The organism is Streptomyces sp. NPDC048018 (assembly GCF_043202995.1).
GTDB lineage: Bacteria > Actinomycetota > Actinomycetes > Streptomycetales > Streptomycetaceae > Streptomyces.
Genome location: NZ_JBIDBK010000007.1, coordinates 82,301 through 103,061, shown reverse-complemented (window position 1 = coordinate 103,061; position 20,761 = coordinate 82,301). Strand labels below are relative to the sequence as shown.

14 protein-coding genes are annotated in these 20,761 nt (G+C 73.8%); 3 read left to right on the top strand and 11 right to left on the bottom strand.

From position 1 onward, the window contains the following. Nucleotides 1–23 precede the first annotated feature (23 nt). The 7 genes from ACGF1Z_RS26290 to ACGF1Z_RS26260 form a co-directional block, all read right to left on the bottom strand. Nucleotides 24–842 (bottom strand): serine protease, encoded by an 819-nt coding sequence (locus ACGF1Z_RS26290; RefSeq protein ID WP_393008031.1) that lies wholly within the window; start codon nt 840–842, stop codon nt 24–26. 166 nt (nt 843–1,008) lie between these two features. Further along, the gene (locus tag ACGF1Z_RS26285) at nt 1,009–2,556 is read right to left on the bottom strand and encodes an RNA polymerase sigma factor (protein ID WP_393008029.1); all 1,548 of its coding nucleotides are present in this window, start codon (nt 2,554–2,556) and stop codon (nt 1,009–1,011) included. Nucleotides 2,557–2,984: 428 nt separating this feature from the next. Continuing rightward, nucleotides 2,985–3,869: a FadR/GntR family transcriptional regulator gene (locus ACGF1Z_RS26280; protein ID WP_393008027.1), complete on the bottom strand. Its 885-nt coding sequence runs from the start codon at nt 3,867–3,869 to the stop codon at nt 2,985–2,987. 160 nt (nt 3,870–4,029) lie between these two features. After that, nucleotides 4,030–6,150 carry an ATP-binding cassette domain-containing protein gene (locus tag ACGF1Z_RS26275; RefSeq protein ID WP_393008025.1) on the bottom strand — a complete coding sequence of 707 codons (2,121 nt, stop codon included), beginning with the start codon at nt 6,148–6,150 and terminating at the stop codon, nt 4,030–4,032. Nucleotides 6,151–6,269: 119 nt separating this feature from the next. Beyond that, nucleotides 6,270–7,034: an NUDIX domain-containing protein gene (locus tag ACGF1Z_RS26270; protein ID WP_393008023.1), complete on the bottom strand. Its 765-nt coding sequence runs from the start codon at nt 7,032–7,034 to the stop codon at nt 6,270–6,272. A gap of 142 nt (nt 7,035–7,176) precedes the next feature. Beyond that, nucleotides 7,177–9,219 carry a glycogen debranching N-terminal domain-containing protein gene (locus tag ACGF1Z_RS26265; RefSeq protein ID WP_393008021.1) on the bottom strand — a complete coding sequence of 681 codons (2,043 nt, stop codon included), beginning with the start codon at nt 9,217–9,219 and terminating at the stop codon, nt 7,177–7,179. Between the two features lie 397 nt (nt 9,220–9,616). Then, nucleotides 9,617–11,131: a DUF4192 domain-containing protein gene (locus ACGF1Z_RS26260; RefSeq protein ID WP_393008019.1), complete on the bottom strand. Its 1,515-nt coding sequence runs from the start codon at nt 11,129–11,131 to the stop codon at nt 9,617–9,619. A gap of 133 nt (nt 11,132–11,264) precedes the next feature. Between ACGF1Z_RS26260 and ACGF1Z_RS26255 the strand changes: the two genes are divergently transcribed. Both ACGF1Z_RS26255 and ACGF1Z_RS26250 read left to right on the top strand, forming a co-directional pair. Further along, on the top strand, nt 11,265–13,448 hold the full coding sequence (locus tag ACGF1Z_RS26255) for a RecQ family ATP-dependent DNA helicase (protein ID WP_393008017.1): 2,184 nt from the start codon (nt 11,265–11,267) through the stop codon (nt 13,446–13,448). 216 nt (nt 13,449–13,664) lie between these two features. Next, nucleotides 13,665–14,291 carry a hypothetical protein gene (locus tag ACGF1Z_RS26250; protein WP_393008015.1) on the top strand — a complete coding sequence of 209 codons (627 nt, stop codon included), beginning with the start codon at nt 13,665–13,667 and terminating at the stop codon, nt 14,289–14,291. Between the two features lie 371 nt (nt 14,292–14,662). Here the strand turns inward: ACGF1Z_RS26250 and ACGF1Z_RS26245 are convergent, their stop codons facing one another. The 3 genes from ACGF1Z_RS26245 to ACGF1Z_RS26235 form a co-directional block, all read right to left on the bottom strand. Then, nucleotides 14,663–15,286, bottom strand: a complete 624-nt coding sequence (locus ACGF1Z_RS26245) for a hypothetical protein (RefSeq protein ID WP_393008013.1) — start codon at nt 15,284–15,286, stop codon at nt 14,663–14,665. 129 nt (nt 15,287–15,415) lie between these two features. Next, on the bottom strand, nt 15,416–16,126 hold the full coding sequence (locus tag ACGF1Z_RS26240; RefSeq protein WP_393008011.1) for a ribonuclease HII: 711 nt from the start codon (nt 16,124–16,126) through the stop codon (nt 15,416–15,418). 117 nt (nt 16,127–16,243) lie between these two features. Further along, nucleotides 16,244–16,861 carry a TetR/AcrR family transcriptional regulator gene (locus ACGF1Z_RS26235; RefSeq protein WP_393008009.1) on the bottom strand — a complete coding sequence of 206 codons (618 nt, stop codon included), beginning with the start codon at nt 16,859–16,861 and terminating at the stop codon, nt 16,244–16,246. A 136-nt stretch (nt 16,862–16,997) separates the two neighbouring features. Between ACGF1Z_RS26235 and ACGF1Z_RS26230 the strand changes: the two genes are divergently transcribed. After that, nucleotides 16,998–18,551 (top strand): MFS transporter, encoded by a 1,554-nt coding sequence (locus ACGF1Z_RS26230; protein ID WP_393008007.1) that lies wholly within the window; start codon nt 16,998–17,000, stop codon nt 18,549–18,551. A gap of 82 nt (nt 18,552–18,633) precedes the next feature. On the opposite strand, the gene ACGF1Z_RS26225 is transcribed toward ACGF1Z_RS26230, so the two are convergent. Continuing rightward, nucleotides 18,634–20,619, bottom strand: coding sequence for a DUF4153 domain-containing protein (locus tag ACGF1Z_RS26225; protein WP_393008005.1), 1,986 nt, complete (start codon nt 20,617–20,619; stop codon nt 18,634–18,636). Between the last annotated feature and the right edge of the window lie 142 nt (nt 20,620–20,761).

Here is a 20,761-nt window from a genome sequence, read left to right as displayed (position 1 = left end):
CGTCATGACGCCACGACGGAAAGTCAGAGGCGCGTCGGCAGGACCGCGGACACCCGGGTGTAGACCCCGGGGTTCTCCGCCTGACCGCAGCCGCTCCCCCAGGAGACGAGCCCGATCAGGCGTCCCTTCGCGACCAGCGGCCCTCCGCTGTCGCCCTGGCACGCGTCCCGGCCCCCGGCCGGATCCCCGGCACAGAGCATGCTGTCGCCGCGGTACGAGACACCGGAGCCGCCGGGGTAGGCCCGCTCGCAGGCCTCGTCGGGCAGCACCTGCACCTGGGCCGAGCGCAGCGACGTCGCGTACGAGCCGTTGCCGGTCGTGTCCCCCCAGCCGTACACGGTGGCTGGGGTGCCCGGGTGCATCGCCGGGTCCTCCGGGGCGGCCACGTCGATCACGTACGCCGTGGGCAGCGCCTTCTGAAGCGTGAGCACCGCCAGATCGTCCGAGTTGGCCGCCGGGTCGTAGTGCGGGTGGACCCAGGTGTCACTGATCCCGATCTCTGCGCCGCCCTGGCCGCGCAGGGACGTGCGCCCCGCGATCACCTTGAAGTCGGCGAGCTGCGAGGGTTCCCCGCCCAGCACCTCGCGGCCCAGGCAGTGGGCCGCCGTGAGCACCTTGGTGGGGGCCACCACCACTCCTCCGCAGAACTGGCCCGCTCGCGTACCCCCGAACCGGTCACGGCTGGACAGCGCGACGACCCAGGGGGCCTCGGCGATCCGGGCCGGCTGACCGCCCACCACGACGCTGTCGGCGGACGCGGGGGCCGTGGCGGCGAGGGGGGCCGCGGCCCCCGCGAGCAGGCCCAGGGCACCGGTCAGTGCTCGGGCAAGGGGACGACGCATGGGGCCTCCTGACGCTCCGATGATGTCGGTTCACCCAGCGTCGTCCAGGCGTGCGCGCCGTGCACCCGCGCGCACGCGGAAGGGCCCGGCTCCCCGAGCGGGGGAACCGGGCCCTTCGTGCGTCGTACGTGCCCTCGGCGCGACGAGACCCTGAGGGGGTCGCGTATCAGTCGAGGTAGTCGCGCAGCACCTGCGAGCGCGAGGGGTGGCGCAGCTTCGACATGGTCTTCGACTCGATCTGACGGATGCGCTCACGCGTCACGCCGTAGACCTTGCCGATCTCGTCGAGGGTCTTCGGCTGACCGTCGGTGAGACCGAAGCGCATGGAGACGACACCGGCCTCACGCTCGGAGAGCGTGTCGAGGACGGAGTGCAGCTGCTCCTGCAGAAGCGTGAAGCTGACCGCGTCGGCCGGGACGACCGCCTCGGAGTCCTCGATGAGGTCACCGAACTCGCTGTCGCCGTCCTCGCCCAGCGGGGTGTGCAGCGAGATCGGCTCGCGGCCGTACTTCTGGACCTCGATGACCTTCTCCGGGGTCATGTCGAGCTCCTTGGCCAGCTCCTCCGGGGTGGGCTCGCGGCCCAGGTCCTGGAGCATCTGGCGCTGCACACGGGCGAGCTTGTTGATGACCTCGACCATGTGCACCGGGATACGGATGGTGCGGGCCTGGTCGGCCATGGCGCGGGTGATCGCCTGACGGATCCACCAGGTGGCGTACGTGGAGAACTTGTAGCCCTTGGTGTAGTCGAACTTCTCGACGGCGCGGATCAGACCCAGGTTGCCCTCCTGGATCAGGTCCAGGAAGAGCATGCCGCGGCCGGTGTAGCGCTTGGCCAGCGAGACCACCAGACGGAGGTTGGCCTCCAGGAGGTGGTTCTTGGCGCGGCGCCCGTCCTCGGCGATGATCTCCAGCTCGCGCTTGAGCTTGGGGGCCAGCTTGTCGGAGTTCGCCAGCTTGTCCTCGGCGAACAGACCGGCCTCGATGCGCTTGGCGAGCTCGACCTCCTGCTCGGCGTTGAGCAGCGGGACCTTACCGATCTGCTTCAGGTAGTCCTTGACCGGGTCCGCGGTGGCACCGGCGACGGCGACCTGCTGCGCCGGGGCGTCGTCCTCGTCCTCGTCGGAGAGGACGAAGCCCTTGTTCTCGCCCTCGGCCTCTTCCTCGTCCTTGCCGGGCGCGGCGTCCTCGATGAGCTCCTCGCCCTCGATGAGCTCCTCGTCCTCGCCCTTCTTGGCCGTGGTCTTCTTCGCCGCGGTCTTCTTCGCGACGGTCTTCTTCGCCGCGGTCTTCTTGGCGACGGTCTTCTTGGCCGCGGTCTTCTTGGCCGGCGCTCCGGCCTCGTCGGCCGGGTCCGCGCTCTCGGCCGCCGGGGCCGCGGTGGCGGCCGAGACGGTCTTCGTCACGGTCGTCCTGGCGGTGACGGTCTTGGTGGCGGTGCGCTTGGCCGGGCTCTTCGCTGCGACGCTCTTGCGGGCGCGCTTCGGCGACTCCGCTGCACTGACCATCAGCGTCACACCCTCTTCCTCGAGGATCTGATTGAGGCTGCGCAGAACATTCTTCCACTGGGTTGGCGGAATCTGGTCAGCCTCGAAGGCCCGACGCACGTCATCGCCGGCGATCTGCCCATCAGCCTTTCCCCGCTCGATGAGCGCCATCACAGACTCGGACTCGGCGATCTCCGGCGGGAGCGTACGGGATGTGCTGGCCGACACGAACAACCTCTCGGAACGATGGAAAACGGCTTCCGGCCCCGCCCGGGATCAGGCTGGAGCCGACGACCATCGGCCAGGAATGTGCCGACGGCGCGGGCTGGACCGGGGAACTGGACAGCGCCGCGAGCGGCTGCTGTATTCCTTCCTCGGCTGTCACCTCTTAGGTCATCGCGCGGCTTCGAAGAGTGTTACGCCCAATCCGCGTGGCCCGAGTCACACCCCATCTGCGGCCAATCCACCATGAAACCTCCGGAACGCGACACGATCAAGGGGTTCGGACCGGATGATTCCGGTCCCACCTTCCACGATCACACCCCCGTGCCGCCAGACCCGGGCGTACCCGGGGGCGGATTTCCGCCCCCGGACCCCGCTCGGGTCGGGCGGCACGCGGTGCGGGTGTGACGGCGCTCCCGGCCATGGCTCGCGGATCAGTGCTCGCGGGGAGCGGGCACGACGCGCTCCACCTCGGGGTGGACGGTCAGCAGCTGGCGCATGGCGGACTCGGCGGCGACGGCGTCCCCGGCGGCGAGCGCGTCGACGATCCGGCCGTGGTGCCCGAGGCAGCTGTCGCTCGGGCGGTCACAGCCGGTCACGGGCGACCCGGAGACCTGCAGGGCCGCGCCGACGATGCCGGAGAGGTGCTCCAGCATCCGGTTGCCGGCGAGCTGGATGAGAAGGGCGTGGAACTCGGCGTCGGCGCGGGCGAAGGTGATTCCGTCACCCTGCGCGTACGCGTGGCCCATGATCTCGACCATGTCGGCGAGACGCTGCTGGATGTCCGGGCGACCGTGCCCGGCGGCCAGCCGCGCGGCGAGGGGCTCGATGGTCCAGCGCATCTCGTTCAGCTCGCGGCGCTGGTCGTCGCGCTGTGGACCGAAGGCGCGCCACTCGATGATGTCGGGGTCGAGCAGGTTCCAGTCACTGACCGGACGGACCCGGGTGCCGACATTGGGGCGGGCGCTGACCAGGCCCTTGGCCTCGAGGACGCGCAGCGACTCACGGACGACGGTGCGTGAGACCTCGAAGCGCTGACCGATCTCCTCGGGGACGAGGGGGCGGTCGGCGCCGAGGTCACCGGAGACGATCATCTGACCGAGCTGCTGGACGAGCTGTCCGTGCAGGCCGCGGCCGCGGCTGCCGGCGGTCCTGCGGCCGACCCGGCCGAGTTCTTCCGTCGCCTCCCAGGCCGGCGGACCGACGCGGTCCGCTCCGGGCGCCTCCGCGTAGGGGTAGCGGTCGAGGTCGCCCGGCGCGCCGAGGCCGGACTCGACGGGGCGGGCGGTGGTCATCATCGTATGCGCAAGGGTACTCACGCATCCTTTGTCGGCGTTGCTCTCGCACCCCTTGAGGTCTTTGGTGAAAAGCACACGAAAGGGTGATCGGCACCCCCTACACAATTGACGATTAATCGGACATAACGGGTATTTTTTCAGGGAGTTGTCTGCGCTGCGCAATCGATCGATCCGAAGGTGATCACCAACGGGCCCTGCTGTGGCGCCCCGTGAGCACATAAGCGCAGAGCAGGACCGTCAACGTCAGGGTCAGAGCCACCCCCACGGGCTGTCCGACCACCCGCAATGCCCCCATCAGCCACCGGTCGGCGGCCGACGCCCACTCGGCGCGCGCGAACTCGCGCAGTCGGGCCGGAAGTCCGGTGACGGAGCGGCGGGGCGCTCCGGCCAGAACACGCTGCAGGGGCGGCGCGAAGAGCACCGGCACGGCCAGGACCGCGGCGACGCCGGCGGCCGCGGCCCGGAAGACCCCCGCCCCGAGCACCCCCGCCCAGGCGCATCCGACCACCAGCCCGAACCAATTCGCACACAGAGTGGGCCAGTTCCCCGGCACCGGGATCAAGTCGCCGCCGTAGACGAGACGCAGGGCCTCCAGGTCGGCCACGACGACCACCACCGCGAGGCACGCCCCGACGGCCGCGGCGACCCCGAGCTTGGCGAGCAGCAGACCGAGGCGGCGGGGGACGGCGCCCCGCCCGGTGGTCAGGGCGGGGTAGCGGTACTCCTCCGCGAAGGAGAAGGCCCCGAGGAGCCCGGCCCCGAGGGCCGCGGGCGGCAGCGGGGAGATCCCCGGCCAGCCGGCCACGGCGGCGGGCAGGGGAGTCCGTTCACCGCGCGCGAGCAGCACGGCGAGCGTCACGGACACCAGCAGGACGCCCGCGACGACGAGCGGCGTGGACGGCACTCCGAGGAGCCGCCGGATCTCGTAGCGCAGCGGACGGAGGGGGGAACGGTGAGGGGCGCGACGCGAACGGGCAGGCCGCGGGGCGGGACCGCCCGCGGCGGCCCGGGGGACGGGGGCCGCGGCTCCGGAGGCACGGGACGCGTCCGGGGACGCCCGGCCGGCAGCGGTGGGCGAGGCTCCGTCGCCGGGCGAGGCGACTCCGCCTGTCAGAGAGATGGCTCCGGCCGCGGGATCACCCCCGGCCCTCCTCCTGGGCCACCTCTTCCGGGTCGGCTGATTTCTGGCAGACCTCCTCCAGGCCCGCCTCTTCCGGACGTCGCCCCCGGTGGAGTCCCCTTCGCCCCGCCGCTCCCCCGCCTCCTGACGGGCGGCGCTCCCGGCCTCCAGGGCGCCCGGGGCGTCCGTGGCTGCCGGGGCCGCCTCGGAGAAGGCGGCCCCGGCAGCTGCGGTCCGGGCGGTGGTGGGGGCGGTGGAACGCGTACGCCCGGCTCCCCCGCCGCCCGTCCCGGCTGCGAGGCCGCGATCGCCCGCGGCACCGATCTCGTCGGCGAGTTGATGAATGAGCACACCGTTACGGAAGGCGCTCTCGCCGACGGTCGCGCAGTCGCTCCCGTACACGGAGAGGCGGTTGCCGCCCTCCGTGACCACTTCCACGGGGCGGCGGGCGGCGCGTGACTCCTGGGTGAGGACCGCGGCGAGCCGGGCGGCGTGCGGGGTGCGCACGGCGACCCGGGGGCGCAGCCGGGTACGGGTGAAGTCGGCGGCGTCCTGGTCGGCGACGAGCCGACCGCCGTCGAGGGTGACGACACGGTCGGCGTTGCGAGCGGCGTCCTTCGGATCGGCCGTGGTGTAGACGACCGTGCCGCCCTCGTCGGCGTGGGCGCGCAGGAGTTCGTGGAGCCAGGCGCTCTCGTTGACGGAGAGTCCGGCTGCCGGCTCGTCCAGGAGCAGGGTGTGCGGATCTCCCAACAGGGCCGAGGCGAGGCCCAGTCGACGCTCCATGGCGCGGGACAGGGTGCCGATGCGCTGGTCGTGGATTCCGGTGAGGCCCACGGCCCGGAGCATGTCGTCGGCCCGCGTGCCGGGGACGCCGGTCGCGGCACAGAGCATGCGCAGCTGGCTGCGCAGGGTGCGGGAGGGGTGGCCGGGGACGTCGCCGAGGAGCACGCCGACCTCGCGGGCGGGGTGGGCGACGCGGTGCAGCGGGCGGCCCCGGAAGTAGGTGACGCCGCGGCCCGGTTCGAGCTGCAGCATGAGGCGCAGGGCGGTGGTCTTGCCTGCGCCGGCGGGTCCGAGCAGGGCGGTGACGGTGCCCGGCCGGGCCTCGAAGGAGAGGTCGTCCACGGCGGGCGGGCGGTCCCGGCGGGGGGTGCTGGTGAGTCCGATGGCCTGGAGCATCGCTTCTCTCGCGGGTAGGTGAGACCGCTCCGCGGCAGGGCGGCTTTCCCAGCAAGATAACGCCAGATTTCGGACTTTCGGTGCATGGTTGGCGGCTCGGGCCGCCGGGAAGAGCCCGGTCACACCTCCGGCCGGAGCATGGGCGGGTTCAGCAGGGTGGCTCCACCAGCGCGGAACAGCTGGGCGGGGCGCCCGCCCTGACGGGTCGTGGTGCCGCCCGCCGGTACGAGGAAGCCGGGCGTGCCGGTCACCTTGCGGTGGAAGTTGCGCGGATCGAGGGCCACGCCCCACACGGCCTCGTAGACCCTGCGGAGCTCGCCGACAGTGAACTCGGGCGGGCAGAAGGCGGTCGCCAGGGAGGAGTACTCGATCTTGGAACGGGCGCGCTCCACGCCGTCGCCCAGGATCCTGGCGTGGTCGAAGGCGAGCGGCGCCGGCGGCTCTCCCTCGGCTGCCGCACCCGATCCGAGGAGTTCCTCCACGGGCGCCCAGCGCGCGCTGTTGGCGTCGCCGCCGGCCCGGGGCGCGGGCAGATCGGGCGAGAGCGCCAGGTGGGCGACGCTGACCACGCGCATGCGAGGGTCCCGGTCGGGCGCCCCGTAGGTCGCCAGCTGTTCCAGGTGGGCGCCGTTGCCGGCCTCGCGCTCCGGTTGGCCGGGGTCGTGAACGCAGAGCCCCGTCTCCTCGACCAGCTCGCGCGCGGCGGCCGTGTCGAGGTCCTCGTCGGCCCTGACGAAGCCGCCCGGCAGCGCCCAGCGGCCCTGGAACGGGGCCTCCCCGCGTTTCACGACCAGGGCGCACAGGGCATGGCGCCGCACGGTGAGCACGACCAGATCGACGGTGACGGCGAAGGGCGGAAAGGCCGACGGGTCGTAGGGAGACATGCCCGTGATCATAGTCGTCTCCCTGACGATAAACACGCCCGCCGGAGGGATCCGAAGCCAGTTCTTCTCCGCCCCGCCGCTCCCCGTCCCGCTCTTCTTCCGCCGGGGCTCGTCTTCCGCCGTGGAAACGCCCGCGGCGAGGTCAGACCCCCAGCTGGAGGCCGGGCGCGGCCTCCTCGACCATGCCGAGCCCGAGCCGGCCGACGCGTGCCGCGAACGGCTCGCCGGCGACCCTCAACCCCGACAGGCGTACCTCACCGAGCGGAGCCGACCGCAGCGGATGCAGCGCCACCGTGCGCCCCGAGGCGTCGGGCCGGACGCCGAGGACCGCGGTCAGCAGTTGCACCACGGCCGCGGCGCCCATCGCCGCGGGTCGGCAGGCCGCGGGGTGCGGTACCGGCAGGGCCCCGGTCGTCCGGCGCTCCCCCGCGTACATCTCGGGCAGCCGGTGGTCGAAGGCCTCGGCGGCGTCGAGTACCCCGCGCAGCAGCGCCGCCGCCTCGCTCTCGTGCCCGGCCGCCGCGAGGCCCGCGACGGCGACCGCCGTCTCGTGCACGCGGACCGCCCCCGACCGGTGCCCGAAGGGGTTGTACCCGGGCTCCTTCTCCCCCAGCCCCCGCAGGCCCCAGCCTGAGTCGAGCCCCGGAGCGGCGAGCAACCGGGCCAGGCGCTCCGTCTGGGACTTGTTCAGCAGTCCCGGGGCGTCGCATCCGGCAGCGGTCAGCCCGTTGTCGAGGAGATGGGCCGCCCAGCCGCCCAGGTGGGGTAGCGGCCGGCCGTCCGCCGTGCGGGCCAGCACGGGCCGGCCGCCGGAGGGGTCGTCGATCCAGAACCCGCTCCGGAAGCGTTCGCGCAGTTCGCGGGCCCACTCGCGCCACCACTCCCCGCCGGGGCGGCCGCAGGCGTCGAGGAGGTCGGCACCGAGCACGGCGGCGCGGTGCGCGTGCGCCTGGGTCTCGGCCCTCGCCGGTCCGGCGGGCCACGGGTCCGGCACGAACCCGCTGTCCTCGACGGCACCGCGCAGCCATCCGAGGCAGCGCTCGGCGGCGGGGAGCAGCTCGGCCAGGTCCTGCTCGGGCATCCCCCAGCGTCGGGCCTCCGCCAGGACGGCGGGGAAGGCGAGAGTGGCCTCGACGCCGGTGCACCGGGGCGGTAGGTGCGGGCCGGCGTCCCTGAGCGGTCCGGGGATCCTTCCCGCGTCGGGCCCCGTCCCGGCGCTCTGAGTGCGGGCGAGGGCCCGCAGGGTGGTCGCGGCGAGCCGGGTACCGAGCGGGAGGGCCATGCGGGCGGCCCAGAGCGCCTCGGCGGTGACGGGTCCCGAGCGCCAGGGCACTCCGGCGGCGAGGTACACGTCGGCGGGGTGCTCGGGGTCGCGCTGGAGCAGGGCGCGCAGATCGGCGACGGAGGCCCGGAGCAGGGGTCCGAGCCGCGGGTCGTCCCCCTCGGCGACCGCGTCGGCGAGGACGTGCCCGCCGGGCCGGCCGCCGCTCGCGCCGAGCGGTCGGCCGGAGCGCTCACCACGGACCCGGAGGGTGAGGGCGAAGGAGTCTCCCGGGGCCACTTCGGCTTCCCAGCGGAGGAGTCCGGCCGCTGCCAGGGCGTCGCTGGGCGGTGGGTCCGCCGAGACGGTGACGGCGGCTCCGTCGTCCGCGGTCCAGCGAAGGCCGGTGCCGTGGACGCTCGCGGAGAGCTCGGCGCCGGGGCGCCCGGCCGCCACCGGGCCCAGGTCCGCGAGATCCGTGCCCAGAACGAGCTCCACCGGGAGCCGCAGCGGCCGGGCGGCGGAGCTGCGCAGGGTGATGCGCTCGGTTCCGTCGGCTTCGCGCGACCGCTCGACGACGAGGCCGGGGTCCGGGCCGGTGTCCCCGGGCAGCCGCAGGACGCCGAGGAAGTCGGCACGGTCCGCGGCGGTCGAACGGCCCCGGAGCGGGACGGGCTCGCGGCCGGCGACCCGCAGGACACAGCGCGCGAGAAGGCGGCGTCCGGCGAGGAAGACCCCCTCGAGGCCGGCGCCCGTGAGCTGGCCGTGCCGGGGGCTGACGACGAGGGCGGGGAGGGCGACACCGACGAGCATGTCGTGCACGGCGGGCAGGTCACCGGGGCGAACCGCCCCGGTTTCCGGCCCCGGTGACGGAGCTCCGTTACGGGCGGGGTGTCCGGGGGCCTGGGCGGAACTGGGGACCATGACGGAAGTTCGGGGCTCTCTGTGCGGTCCGGGTGGCTCGACCGGCCCCGGGGGTGTCCGCCGTCGGACCCGCGTGGGCGGCACCGGCGGTCCGCGGGCGCGGCCGTGGATCGGCGGCACGGCTCCTGCGGGACCGCCACAGACCTGAACGCCCGCACGGGCCGAGGAGTCACGGCCGGGAGCGGAGCGGACCGTCCGATCCCGGCCTTCCTCCGGGCGATCGGGCGACGGGGGAGGGAGGACGCCCCGGCGGCGCGCGTCCGTCCCACGCCCCGGCCCCCGCCCCGGCCCCCGACGCGGACCACCGGGGCGCGGACCGGCGTGTCCGCGGCCGGGCCCCCGGCGCCCCCGGGGCCGACCGCACCGCGTGGCGGCCCGGTCACGGCGCCGGCCCCCCTCATTCGCCGCTCCTGGCCCCACGCCGCCGGGTACGCGTCCGGGTCCGCCGCGCGCCTCCGGCCCTGGGGCGCCTGGATTCCGCGTCGTGACGGACGGAGGCCGTTCGCGCGGGGCCTCGGCCCGCCCCGGCGGCACGCCGGGCGGCCCGGCGGGTGGTGCGGCGGGCCGCCTGGCGGGCCCGTCGGCGCTCACGGACGGGTGGGTCGGCGACTGGTGCGGGAATCCGGCCGTCGCCCGGGGTGCTCGAGCCGGGGACCGCGTCCTGTCCCGGTGGGACCTCCGCTGCGACACGTGCGTCCCGTTCCCTGCGCAGACAGTCGCGCAGCGACTCCGGGTCCAGCCCTTCGTTGCAGGCCTGGTGCAGGAGGCGTGCGAAGAGGTAGTCCGGGTCGGTTTCCAGAGCGAGACCGAGGGCGACCCGGGCGGAGGGCTCGTCGCCGGTGGACCAGGCGACCCAGCCGGCCAGGGTCAGCGGGGCCGCCGCGTACTCCTGATAGGGAGCGACGCAGCGGCGGCACAGGGCGCGCCACAGCCGCAAGGCGGGGAGGGCGTCCGGACCCTCCATCCATTCGGCGGCCTGGTCGCGGGTCTCCCGGTCCTGAAGTCCGAGGATGACCGTGGCCGCCTCGTCCGGAGTCAGGAGGGCGTCGTCGTGTGCGTCGGCCGTCGCCGTGCCCGTCACCGCCCCGCTCGCGAGGCCTGCGAGGCCGACCGGAATCGCATCCCTGGATTCCCTGAGGGCCGCGTCCGTCGCCGGGCGCTCCGCCGGTCGCGAGAACCGCTCGATGAGGCGGCGGACGACGGCCAGGGTCGTCTCCCGCGTCTCCTGCCGGGCAGGACCGCTCGCCGGCGCGTCGAGCAGGCGGGGCACGATGACCTTGGCTGCCTCGTCGAGGGCGGCACGCTGCACGGCGTCGCCGTCCGATCCGCGCGGCTTCAGACGGGCCTCCATGTCCTTGAGGGTGCCCCGCACCTGGATCCCGGCGTAGGCGGCGGACGCCGCCATCACGGACGTACCGGAGAGGGCGAGCGGTGTGCCGTCGGGCGGGCAGCAGCGGGCGTCGGGGCAGCAGTAGGAGAAATAGAGGCCGTCGGAGATGCAGAGGGCTTCGAGGACGGGGATGTCCAGCGCGCCGCAGGCGGTGCGCAGGCGCTGGGCGAAGGGACGCAGCCGCTCCATCACCCGCTTGCCGGTCTCGCCCGGTGCCGGTTCCTGGCAGAGGAAGGCGACGATGGCGTCGGGGCGGTCCTCGCTGCGGCGGGTGCTGCCCTCGACGAGGCACTCGGCCAGGTGGTCGGCGATGGCGGACCATTCGCGCGGCGAGCCCGGAATGCCGACCCGGACCCGGCCGCCGAACCGTCCGCGCTCGCCGTGCAGCGCGACGAGGACGACGGAGTCGCTGGGGTGGAAGCCGAGCATGAAGGGCAGGGCGTCGGCCAGCTCGGCCGGACCGCGCAGGGTGATCTGCCGGCTCGTGGACGATCCGTGTGATTCGTGGTGGTTCGCGTTCATGGTCACGACGGTCCCGCGAGCACCGCCGATCGCGAAACCCCTGTGGATAACTCGGGCGGGGCGGTCGCCGGAGTTATCCACAGGCCTGGCGGCTCGTTCGCGCTTTGTCGGACCGATCGGGTTGCATGGGGGCATGACCAACGCAGACCGCCCCGAGGACCGCGCCGCCCTGCGCGCGGCCGCCGACTCCGTGCTCGCCCGCCTCGTCTCGGACCCGACGGATGCCGCCCGCCTGCGCGAGGACCAGTGGCGGGCCATCGAGGCGCTCGTCGCGGACCGACGCCGGGCGCTGGTCGTGCAGCGGACCGGCTGGGGCAAGTCCGCGGTGTACTTCGTCGCCACCTCGCTGCTGCGCGAGCGCGGCGCGGGTCCGACGGTGATCGTCTCTCCGCTGCTCGCGCTGATGCGGAACCAGGTGGACGCGGCCGCGCGGGCGGGCATCCGCGCCCGCACGATCAACTCGTCGAACACCGAGGAGTGGGACACCGTCCAGCAGGAGGTCGCGGCCGGCGAGGTCGACGTGCTGCTCGTCAGCCCGGAGCGGCTCAACAACCCCGACTTCCGTGATCAGGTGCTGCCGCGCCTCGCTGCGGCGACGGGTCTGCTGGTCGTGGACGAGGCGCACTGCATCTCCGACTGGGGGCACGACTTCCGGCCGGACTACCGGAGGCTGCGCACGATGCTCGCGGACCTGCCGCGCGGGGTGCCGGTGCTGGCGACGACCGCCACCGCCAACGCCCGGGTGACCGCGGACGTCGCCGAGCAGCTGGGGACCGGCACGGACACGGACGCCCTGGTGCTGCGCGGCCCGCTGGACCGCGAGAGCCTGAGCCTCGGCGTGGTGCGGCTGCCGGACGCGGCGCACCGGCTGGCCTGGCTGGCCGAGAACCTGGGCCGGCTGCCCGGCTCCGGGATCGTCTACACGCTGACGGTGGCGGCGGCCGAGGAGGTCACGGCCCACCTGCGCCAGTGCGGGTACGCGGTCGCCTCGTACACCGGCCGGACGGAGAACGCCGACCGGCAGCAGGCCGAGGACGATCTGCTGGCCAACCGGGTCAAGGCGCTGGTGGCGACGTCGGCGCTGGGCATGGGCTTCGACAAGCCCGACCTGGGGTTCGTCGTGCACCTCGGTTCGCCCTCCTCCCCCATCGCCTACTACCAGCAGGTGGGCCGGGCCGGGCGCGGTGTGGAGCACGCGGAGGTGCTGCTGCTACCCGGCAAGGAGGACGAGGCGATCTGGCAGTACTTCGCCTCGGTGGCCTTCCCTCCGGAGGAGCAGGTGCGGCGCACCCTGGACGTCCTGGCCCACGCGGGCCGCCCGCTGTCGCTGCCCGCCCTCGAGCCGCTGGTCGAGCTGCGCAGGACGCGGCTGGAGACGATGTTGAAGGTCCTCGACGTGGACGGGGCCGTCAAGCGGGTCAAGGGCGGCTGGGAGAGCACCGGGCAGCCTTGGGTCTACGACACCGAGCGGTACGCGTGGGTGGCCCGGCAGCGGGACGCCGAGCAGCAGGCGATGCGGGAGTACGCGGCGACGGGCGGCTGCCGGATGGAGTTCCTGCGCCGTCAGCTGGACGACGAGGCCGCGGCACCGTGCGGCCGGTGCGACAACTGCGCGGGGGCCAGGTTCGACCCGAAGGTGTCGGACGCGGCCCTGGACACCGCCCGTGGCGAGCTGGGCCGGGCGGGCGTGGAGGTGGAGCCGCGCAAGATGTGGCCGACCGGACTCCCCGCCGCGGGCGTGGATCTGAAGGGGCGCATCCCCGCGGGCGAGCAGTCGTACACCGGCCGTGCGCTGGGCCGGCTCTCGGACATCGGCTGGGGCAATCGCCTGCGTCCGATGCTCGCCGACTCGGCTCCGGACGGGGAGGTGCCGGACGACGTCGTGCAGGCGGTGGTGCGGGTGCTCGCCGACTGGGCCAAGGGGCCCGGGGGTTGGGCCTCGGGTGCGGCGGACGCACCGCCCCGGCCGGCCGGTGTGGTGACGGTCGCCTCGCAGGGCAGGCCTCGGCTGGTGGGGTCGCTCGGGCACCGGATCGCCGAGATCGGGCGGATGCCGCTGCTGGGTTCGGTGGAGTACGCGCCGGAGGCGCAGGACCTGCGGATCTCCCGGACGAACAGTGCGCAGCGGGTGCTGGGACTGCAGCGGGCCCTGGTCGTCCCCGGGGAGCTGACGGAGCGTCTGGTCTCCGCGGGAGGCCCGGTGCTGCTCGTGGACGACCTCGCCGACAGTGGCTGGACGCTGGCGGTGGCGGCGAGGCTCCTGCGGCGGGCGGGAGCCGAGGGAGTGTTTCCGCTGGTACTCGCCATCCAGGGGTGAAACGGGGCGTGAACAATAGGTAACTGGGCAGGGATATGAGAGTCATACCGGTTGATTCCAGTCAGCGGCCTCAATTGCTCGTTGCCGCCCGCGCACGGGCCAGGAAGAATTGGGAAGCAGCCCCGCACGGCCCGAACGCGGTCCGGTTGGACCGTGCCGTGGTGCGCCCTCACTCGACCCTGCCCGCGGAGCGGGCGCGTCTCCGAAGGGAGGATCGTGACCCTCGGATTCGCTCCGTCCTCAGCCGTTCCTGCCGCGTCGTCGTCCGGTTCGCCCAGCCGCCTCGCCCGGATGCTCGAACCGGCGGAGTGGACCGCGGCGGGGATCCCTCTGCTGCGCAGTCCCCGTGAGGTCGTCAGCGGCCTCCATTCCCGACACGCGCCCACGCCCTCGACGGCGGTCGTCGCCGTCCTCGACCACGAGGAACGGCTCGTCGCCAGTGCCTCGTTCACCCGTCGGCCGACCCCGGCCGACGGCTGGGAGTTCCGCAACGCCCTGCTCGCCCACCTGCGCCGGGTCATCCCGCACGATCTGCGCCGCCGGGTCCCCGTACGCACGGCCGTGCTGCTCTACTGCCGCGAGGGCGACGAGCGCTGGACGGAGGAGGACGGCGCCTGGATGTGGGGGCTGCGGGACGCCTGCACGCTCCATGGGCTGCGCTGCGGCGCGTACATCACGCTGACCGGAGGCGGCTGGCAGGTGCTCGGCGAGGGCCGGGGCGGGCGCAGTCCCGGTTCCGACTCGCCGCCGACGCCGCTGGGCGAGGACTCCGCCCTCGACCGGCTGGTGCCGCGCATCGCGAGCGGTGCGCCCGAACCCCTGCGCCGGGCCGCCGCCCGCTGAGCGGACTGCCGGCCACAGGGGTACGGACCGATCGCACCGGCAGCGCGCGCCCGGCACGAACCGGCAGCGCACGCCACGAACCGGCCCGAACGACCGGCCACAGGAGCCGCGGAGGACCGGCGCGACCAACGTCGGGAGCACGGTCCGGCGTCGAGGGTCGCCCATTCCAGAGCGGCGCACCGGCGGACCTGGTGATCGGCGCGGGAGCTGGACGGATCCGCGGCTGCGCCGGGGAGGCGGCTCGCCGTCTCCGGAAGCGGGCGGTCACGACCGCCCGTTACCACGGGCCGGAGCGGCCGTCTGCGGCGGTCGTCCCGCCGCGGAAGTCCGCCCGGCCGCCCGAGGGGCGGCCGGGGTGCGGACGGGTGTGATCAGACGCCCGCGCCGAGCACGGCGTCGACGCGCTTCGGGTCACCGCAGACGATCAGCAGGGCACTCGCCCGCGTCATCGCCTCGGGCAGTCGGCGCGCGACGTCCTCGTCGGAGCCGCCGTTGACCGCGACGACCACCACGGGGCGGACGGCCGCCCGGGCCACGGCGGAGGCGTCCGCGAAGAACACGTCCTCGCGGGCGTCCTGCTGCGCCCAGTAGGCGGCCTCGCCGAAGGACAGCTCGTGGGCCGCCCAGGGGTGCTGCTCACCGGTGGTGAGCACGAGGACGTCGCCGGGCGCCCGGCCGGACTCCAGGAGCAGGTCCACGGCCTCCTCGGCGGCGTCGATCGCGCCGTCGGCGGGGGCGGGGATCACCTGGATCTGCGGTGCGGAACCCGCGTCGGAACGATTCTCCGCCGGGGAGGCGGGGACGACAGCGGGCGGGCGCGGCATCGGCGGTGCGGGCCTGGCCGGTCCGGGGCCCGGACGTCCGGGACGCGGAGAGGCCGCGGAACGCGGGCCGGGTACGGGTCGAGGGGTCGGCACGGGGCGGCCGGCGGCCGCGGTCGCGCGGGGACCCTGGGCACTCTCGTGAATCTGAGGCTCCTCGGGGATGAGAGGCATGGGTGGATATCTATCAAACGCCGTCGCGCGGGGCTCCGGCGGGTGGGCACACAGGTGTGCCCCGGCTGCTGAAAGGGGCTCTGCCGGAGGGTTCCCAGGGGGAACACCGGAGAATCCAGGAGCCGGAAGTCAGAAGTCGAAGCCGAGCTGGCCCCCGCTTTCCAGTGCGGCCGCCTCGGCGGAGATGCGAACCTTCTTGAGATGCCGCCAGCGCGGCATCGCGTCGAGGTAGGCCCAGGAAAGCCGGTGGTGCGGGGTGGGCCCCAGCTCTGCGAGCGCCGCCTTGTGGACCGGCGAAGGGTAGCCCGCGTTGGCCCCGAAGCCGTACGCGGCATAGCCCTCCGCCTCGGTCTCCAGCTCGGCCATCAGGTTGTCGCGCCGGACCTTGGCGATCACGGAGGCCGCGGCGACGGCGACGCAGGACTGGTCGCCCTTGATCACCGTGCGAACCTGCCAGGGGCTGCCCAGGTAGTCGTGTTTGCCGTCGAGGATCACGGCGTCGGGACGGACCGGCAGGGCCTGCAGGGCGCGGACCGCGGCCAACCGCAGCGCGGCGGTCATCCCGAGCTCGTCTATCTCGGCCGGCGAGGCGTCGCCCAGCCCGTACGCGGTGACCCACTGCTCGAGTTCCGCGGCGAGCGTCGTCCGGCGCTTCGGGGTGATCAGCTTGGAGTCGGTGAGCCCGGCGGGCGGGCGGCGCAGGCCGGTGACGGCGGCGCAGACCGTGACGGGACCGGCCCATGCCCCGCGTCCGACCTCGTCGATCCCGGCGATGATCTTGGCGCCGGTGGTGGCTCGGATCGAGCGCTCGACACTGTGGGTGGGTGGTTCGTACGGCATGGCGCCCTCAGGTTACGCCGCCGGAAGCCCAGCCCGGTACCCGGATTCCACGTGATGATCCCCTGAGGGCCGAAACACGGTGCCCATCTCGGCCTGCCCGGCCGCCCGGCCGGCCCGCTAGCGCCGCAGCAGGGGCACCATGACCAGGTCGATCATCTCGGCGATCTCGGCGTCGCTCCATTCGCTTCCGCACACCTTGGACCGGTACATCATCATGGCCGGCATCACGTCGTAGACCGCCTCGTGGGCAGCGTCCTCACGCACCTCACCCCGGGCGATGCCGCGCTCCACCACGGCGCGCAGGAGTCTCTGCGAGGGCTCGATCACCCCGGTGAGGATCAGTTCCTGAAACCGCTCGGAGGCCTCGCTGTCGCATTCGTGAAGGACGGCGCGCAGGGCATAGCCGGGCTTCGAGTACATCGCGGCCCGCACCCTGCGGCACAGCTGGTAGAGGTCCTCGCGCACCCCGCCGTGGTCGGGCGCCTCGTCGAGGGCGGGGAGGCCCGTCCTCAGCGCGTCCGCGACCAGGTCCTCCTTCGACGACCACCGGCGGTACACCGCGGCCTTGCCGGTCTGCGCGCCGACGGCGACGCCCTCCATGGTCAGGCCGTTCCAGCCGACGGTGCCGAGCTGTTCGAGGGCGGCTTCCAGAATGGCGCGTTCCAGCACCGGACCGCGGCGCCGTGGTGCCGACCCGTGCGGCCGAGCGGCGGCCTCGGAGTGCGAAGTACCCATCAGAACCTCTCTGTTGAGATCGAAACGGGTCATCCCGGCGGTGCTCAGTGAACGGTTGCGTTCCCTGAGGGGGAGTCACTACCGTGGACGACAGTGAACGAGTGCGTTCACTGAATTCTTCCGTGGGGGATGCACAGTGACAACATCGCCGGTGGACACCCAGCTCGATCCGGGCACCGCCCGGTATCCGAATCGGCCGGGAATCGCCCTCGCCGTCATCGCCGCCTGTCAGTTGATGGTCGTCCTTGACGCCACGATCGTGAACATCGCGCTGCCGCACATCCAGGAGGCGCTCTCCTTCTCGACCACCGACCTGTCGTGGGTGCTCAGCGCGTACACCCTGACCTTCGGCGGTCTGCTCCTGCTCGGCGGCCGGGCAGGCGACATCCTCGGGCGCCGCCGGGTGTTCCTGACCGGCATCCTGCTCTTCACCCTCGCCTCCCTGCTGGGCGGCTTCGCCCAGGAGCCGTGGCAACTCCTCGCCGCGCGCGCCCTCCAGGGCGCCGGCGGCGCGATCGCCTCGCCCACCTCGCTCGCCCTGATCACCACGACGTTCCCCGAAGGCCCCGAGCGCAACCGCGCCTTCGGCGTCTTCGCGGCGGTCTCCGCCGGTGGTGGCGCGATAGGCCTGCTCGCCGGCGGCATGCTCACCGAATGGCTCGACTGGCGCTGGGTGTTCTTCGTGAACGTCCCGATCGGCCTGCTCATCGCCTTCCTGACCCCGCGCTTCATCAACGAGTCGGAGCGTCACCCGGGTCGCTTCGACCTCGCCGGGGCCCTGTCCTCCACCCTCGGCATGGCCGCCCTGGTCTACGGCTTCATCCGCGCCTCGGAGGAGGGCTGGAAGGACTCGCTGACCATCGGGTCGTTCGTCGCCGCGGTGATCCTGCTCGCCGCCTTCGCCGTCGTCGAGTCGCGGGCGCGTGAACCCATCACGCCCCTGCGCATGTTCGCCGACCGCAACCGTTCCGGCACGTACGTGATCATGCTCAGCCTGGCCGCCGCCATGTTCGGCATGTTCTTCTTCATCGTCCTCTTCGTGCAGAACGTGCTCGGCTACACCCCGATTCAGGCCGGCCTCGCCTTCCTGCCGGTCACGCTCGCCATCGGCGTCGGCGCCGGGCTGGCCCAGCGACTGCTGCCCGTCCTCGGCCCGAAGCCGTTCATGGTGACGGGTGCGGCGCTCACCGGGACCGGTCTGTTCTGGCTGACCTTCATCGAACCGGACAGCTCCTATCTGGGCGGCGTGCTGGGCCCCATGGTCACCTTCGGCGTCGGCATGGGCCTCAACTTCGTGACGCTCACGCTGACCGCGGTCTCGGGAGTCGCGCAGCACGAGGCGGGCGCCGCCTCGGGCCTGCTCAACGCCACCCAGCAGGTGGGAGGTTCGCTCGGTCTGTCGATCCTGGTCACCGTCTTCGGCACGGCGAGCAGGAACGAGGGGGAGCAGCAGGTGCCGGACTTCCTCGCCCACGCGACCCCGGAGCAGAAGGCGGCGTTCCTCAGGGAGAAGCAACTGCCGGCGCCCTGGTCCCACGACGTGCTGACGGCCGGCATCTCCAGCGCCTTCACCGCCGCCGTCGCGATGGCGCTGATCGCGCTCGTCACCGCCGTGACCGTGATCCGGGTCCGCAAGAGCGACCTGGAGGCCCTCAGCGGCAAGGCGGAGGCGGCCGGTCCGGTCGCCTGACACCTGACCTCCGGCACACGACGGCGTGCCGTCCCTCTCGTACGGGGGGCGGCACGCCGTCCGCTGTGCGGGGGCCGGGGGATCAGGGCGCGTAGGGGTCCGCGTCCGGGTCGTACTGCTCGTCGCGGGTGGCTCCGCCGCATGCGGCCCGACCGCTCACGCCCCGCTCGGCCAGGATGCCCCTGGCCCGGGCCTCGGAAAGGCTGGTCTCGTACCAGCTCTTCTCCCGGGCGTCCTCGAGCTGGTCGGCGATGTCCCGGAGGGCGCAGGAGCGCAGGGGCTCGGGCAGCCGGTCGAGCGCCGGTACGGCGTCGGCGGAGAGGCCCCGCAGATAGCGGACGTCGATCTTGTCGAGCCGCTCGTAGCGCTGGACGTTCTGCTCGGCGATGACGGCGTCGGGGCGGATCACTCCGAAGGCCAGCACGAAACCGGCGGCGCTCACCGCGAGGGCGCGGGGCAGCATCCGGGCGCCCCAGATCCCCGCGGCGATGATGAGCAGGATCGCCGCGCCGAGCCAGATCTCCATGGCCGCGACGGAGATCCGCAGCCGGGTGAGTCCGTACGCGTCCACGTACAGGTCCATCCTGCGCAGCGCCGAGGCGACCACGACCAGGGTGAGGACGCACAGGGTGCCGAGCACGCCCCGGACCAGCCGCCGGTCGCCCGCGCTCTCGCGCGGCGCCCAGCGCAGCGCCAGGCCGATGACCGCGAGGGTGAGCAGGGTGGCCCACAGCAGCTGCCAGAAGCCCTGGCGCGCGTACTCGGCGTAGGTGAGGCCGGTCTCGCTGAGGACCTTGTCGTAGCCGCCGAAGAGCACCGCGAGCTGAATCGCGATGAAGGCCGCGAAGAGCAGGTTCAGGACGATCAGCGGGAGCGCCCACTCGAAGCGGCCGCGGGCCCGCCCGGGGCTGAAGGTCATCCGGTCCCAGCGCAGCGGGGCCGCGCCGGTGCGGGCGACCGCGAGGGCGCCGAACAGGCCGAGGAGGAAGCACAGCACCCGCCAGGGCGCCTGTTCCACCGAGATGTCCGGCATGAGCGAGCCGAGCAGGTCGGCGAATGCGGCGTCCGCCCCGGCGAACAGCGCGCCGAAGACGACCAGGAGGCCGAGGGCGATGAGGACGGTGCGCAGCACCGGTACCCAGCGGCCCTGCGAGCCGCTCGCGCGCTCGCGCACACCGCGCCATGTCCACAGCATGCCGGTGCCGACGGAGTCGAAGAGGCCGATCGGTCCGAACAGCATGCTGGGCCAGCTCCGGCCGCCGTGCAGGGCGAAGCCGGTGAGCCCCAGGGCGGCGACGATCGCGAGGAAGGTCGGCCAGCCGGCGTCGCTCAGGGCGGGCACGACGAGCAGGGCCGCACCGCCGATCGCCCAGACCAGCGTCCAGGGGCGCAGCCGACGGCCGGCCGCGCGGGCGGCGAGGGCCCCGGCGAAGGTCGCCGGCACGGCGACGAGCAGCAGGTTCACACCCGCGCCCGCCCCGAGGAAGAGCGCGGCGAACAGTGCGGTCGCCAGGATCGCCCCCAGCGTCGCGGCGGTCGGGCGGGCGGGCTCCGCGGGCCGCAGCCTGCTGGGGGCGGGCTTCCGCGGCTGACCCCAGGCCTGGTAGGGCGGATACGCCCCCGGCCCGTACGGCCCCGGTACGGGTCCCCCTGGGACTGGTACGGGCCCCCCGGGTCCGGGGCGACCGGGTCCGGGCCCTCCGGGTACGGGCCCGGACTGCACGGCAGCGGCCTGGGCGGCGGTCGCGGCGCCGGCCGGGCCGGGCTGCACGGCAGCGGCCGGGACGGCGGCCGCGGCGCCGGCCGGTGCGGCAACAGGCCAGCCGGCGCCCGTGGGCAGGGCATCGGCCGGCGGCGGGCCGTCGGCCGGCGGCGCCGCAGACGCGGCGACCTGTTGCCCTGTCTCCGGCTTCGGCTCGGCGGCCTTCCCGCTCGCGGTGATGCTCGCGGCGTCGCCGACGGCGGTCTGCTGGGGCTCGCCCCCGTCCCTCGGCTCCGGGCCGTCGTTCGACGGCTCTGCGGACGGTGGGCTGTCCTTCGGCGGTTCTGCGGACGGTGTGTCGGTCACGGGACCCCCTCCCGGCCCGGTCCGCGCGGTCCTGCGGCGGAGGGCGGCGGTCCCGGGTGTCTCGTCGGCACGCTGTTGTCATGATCAGCGCTGCGGAGTGGCCGACTCTAACCGCGGCAGGCGCAGGTGAACCGGCCCGGCC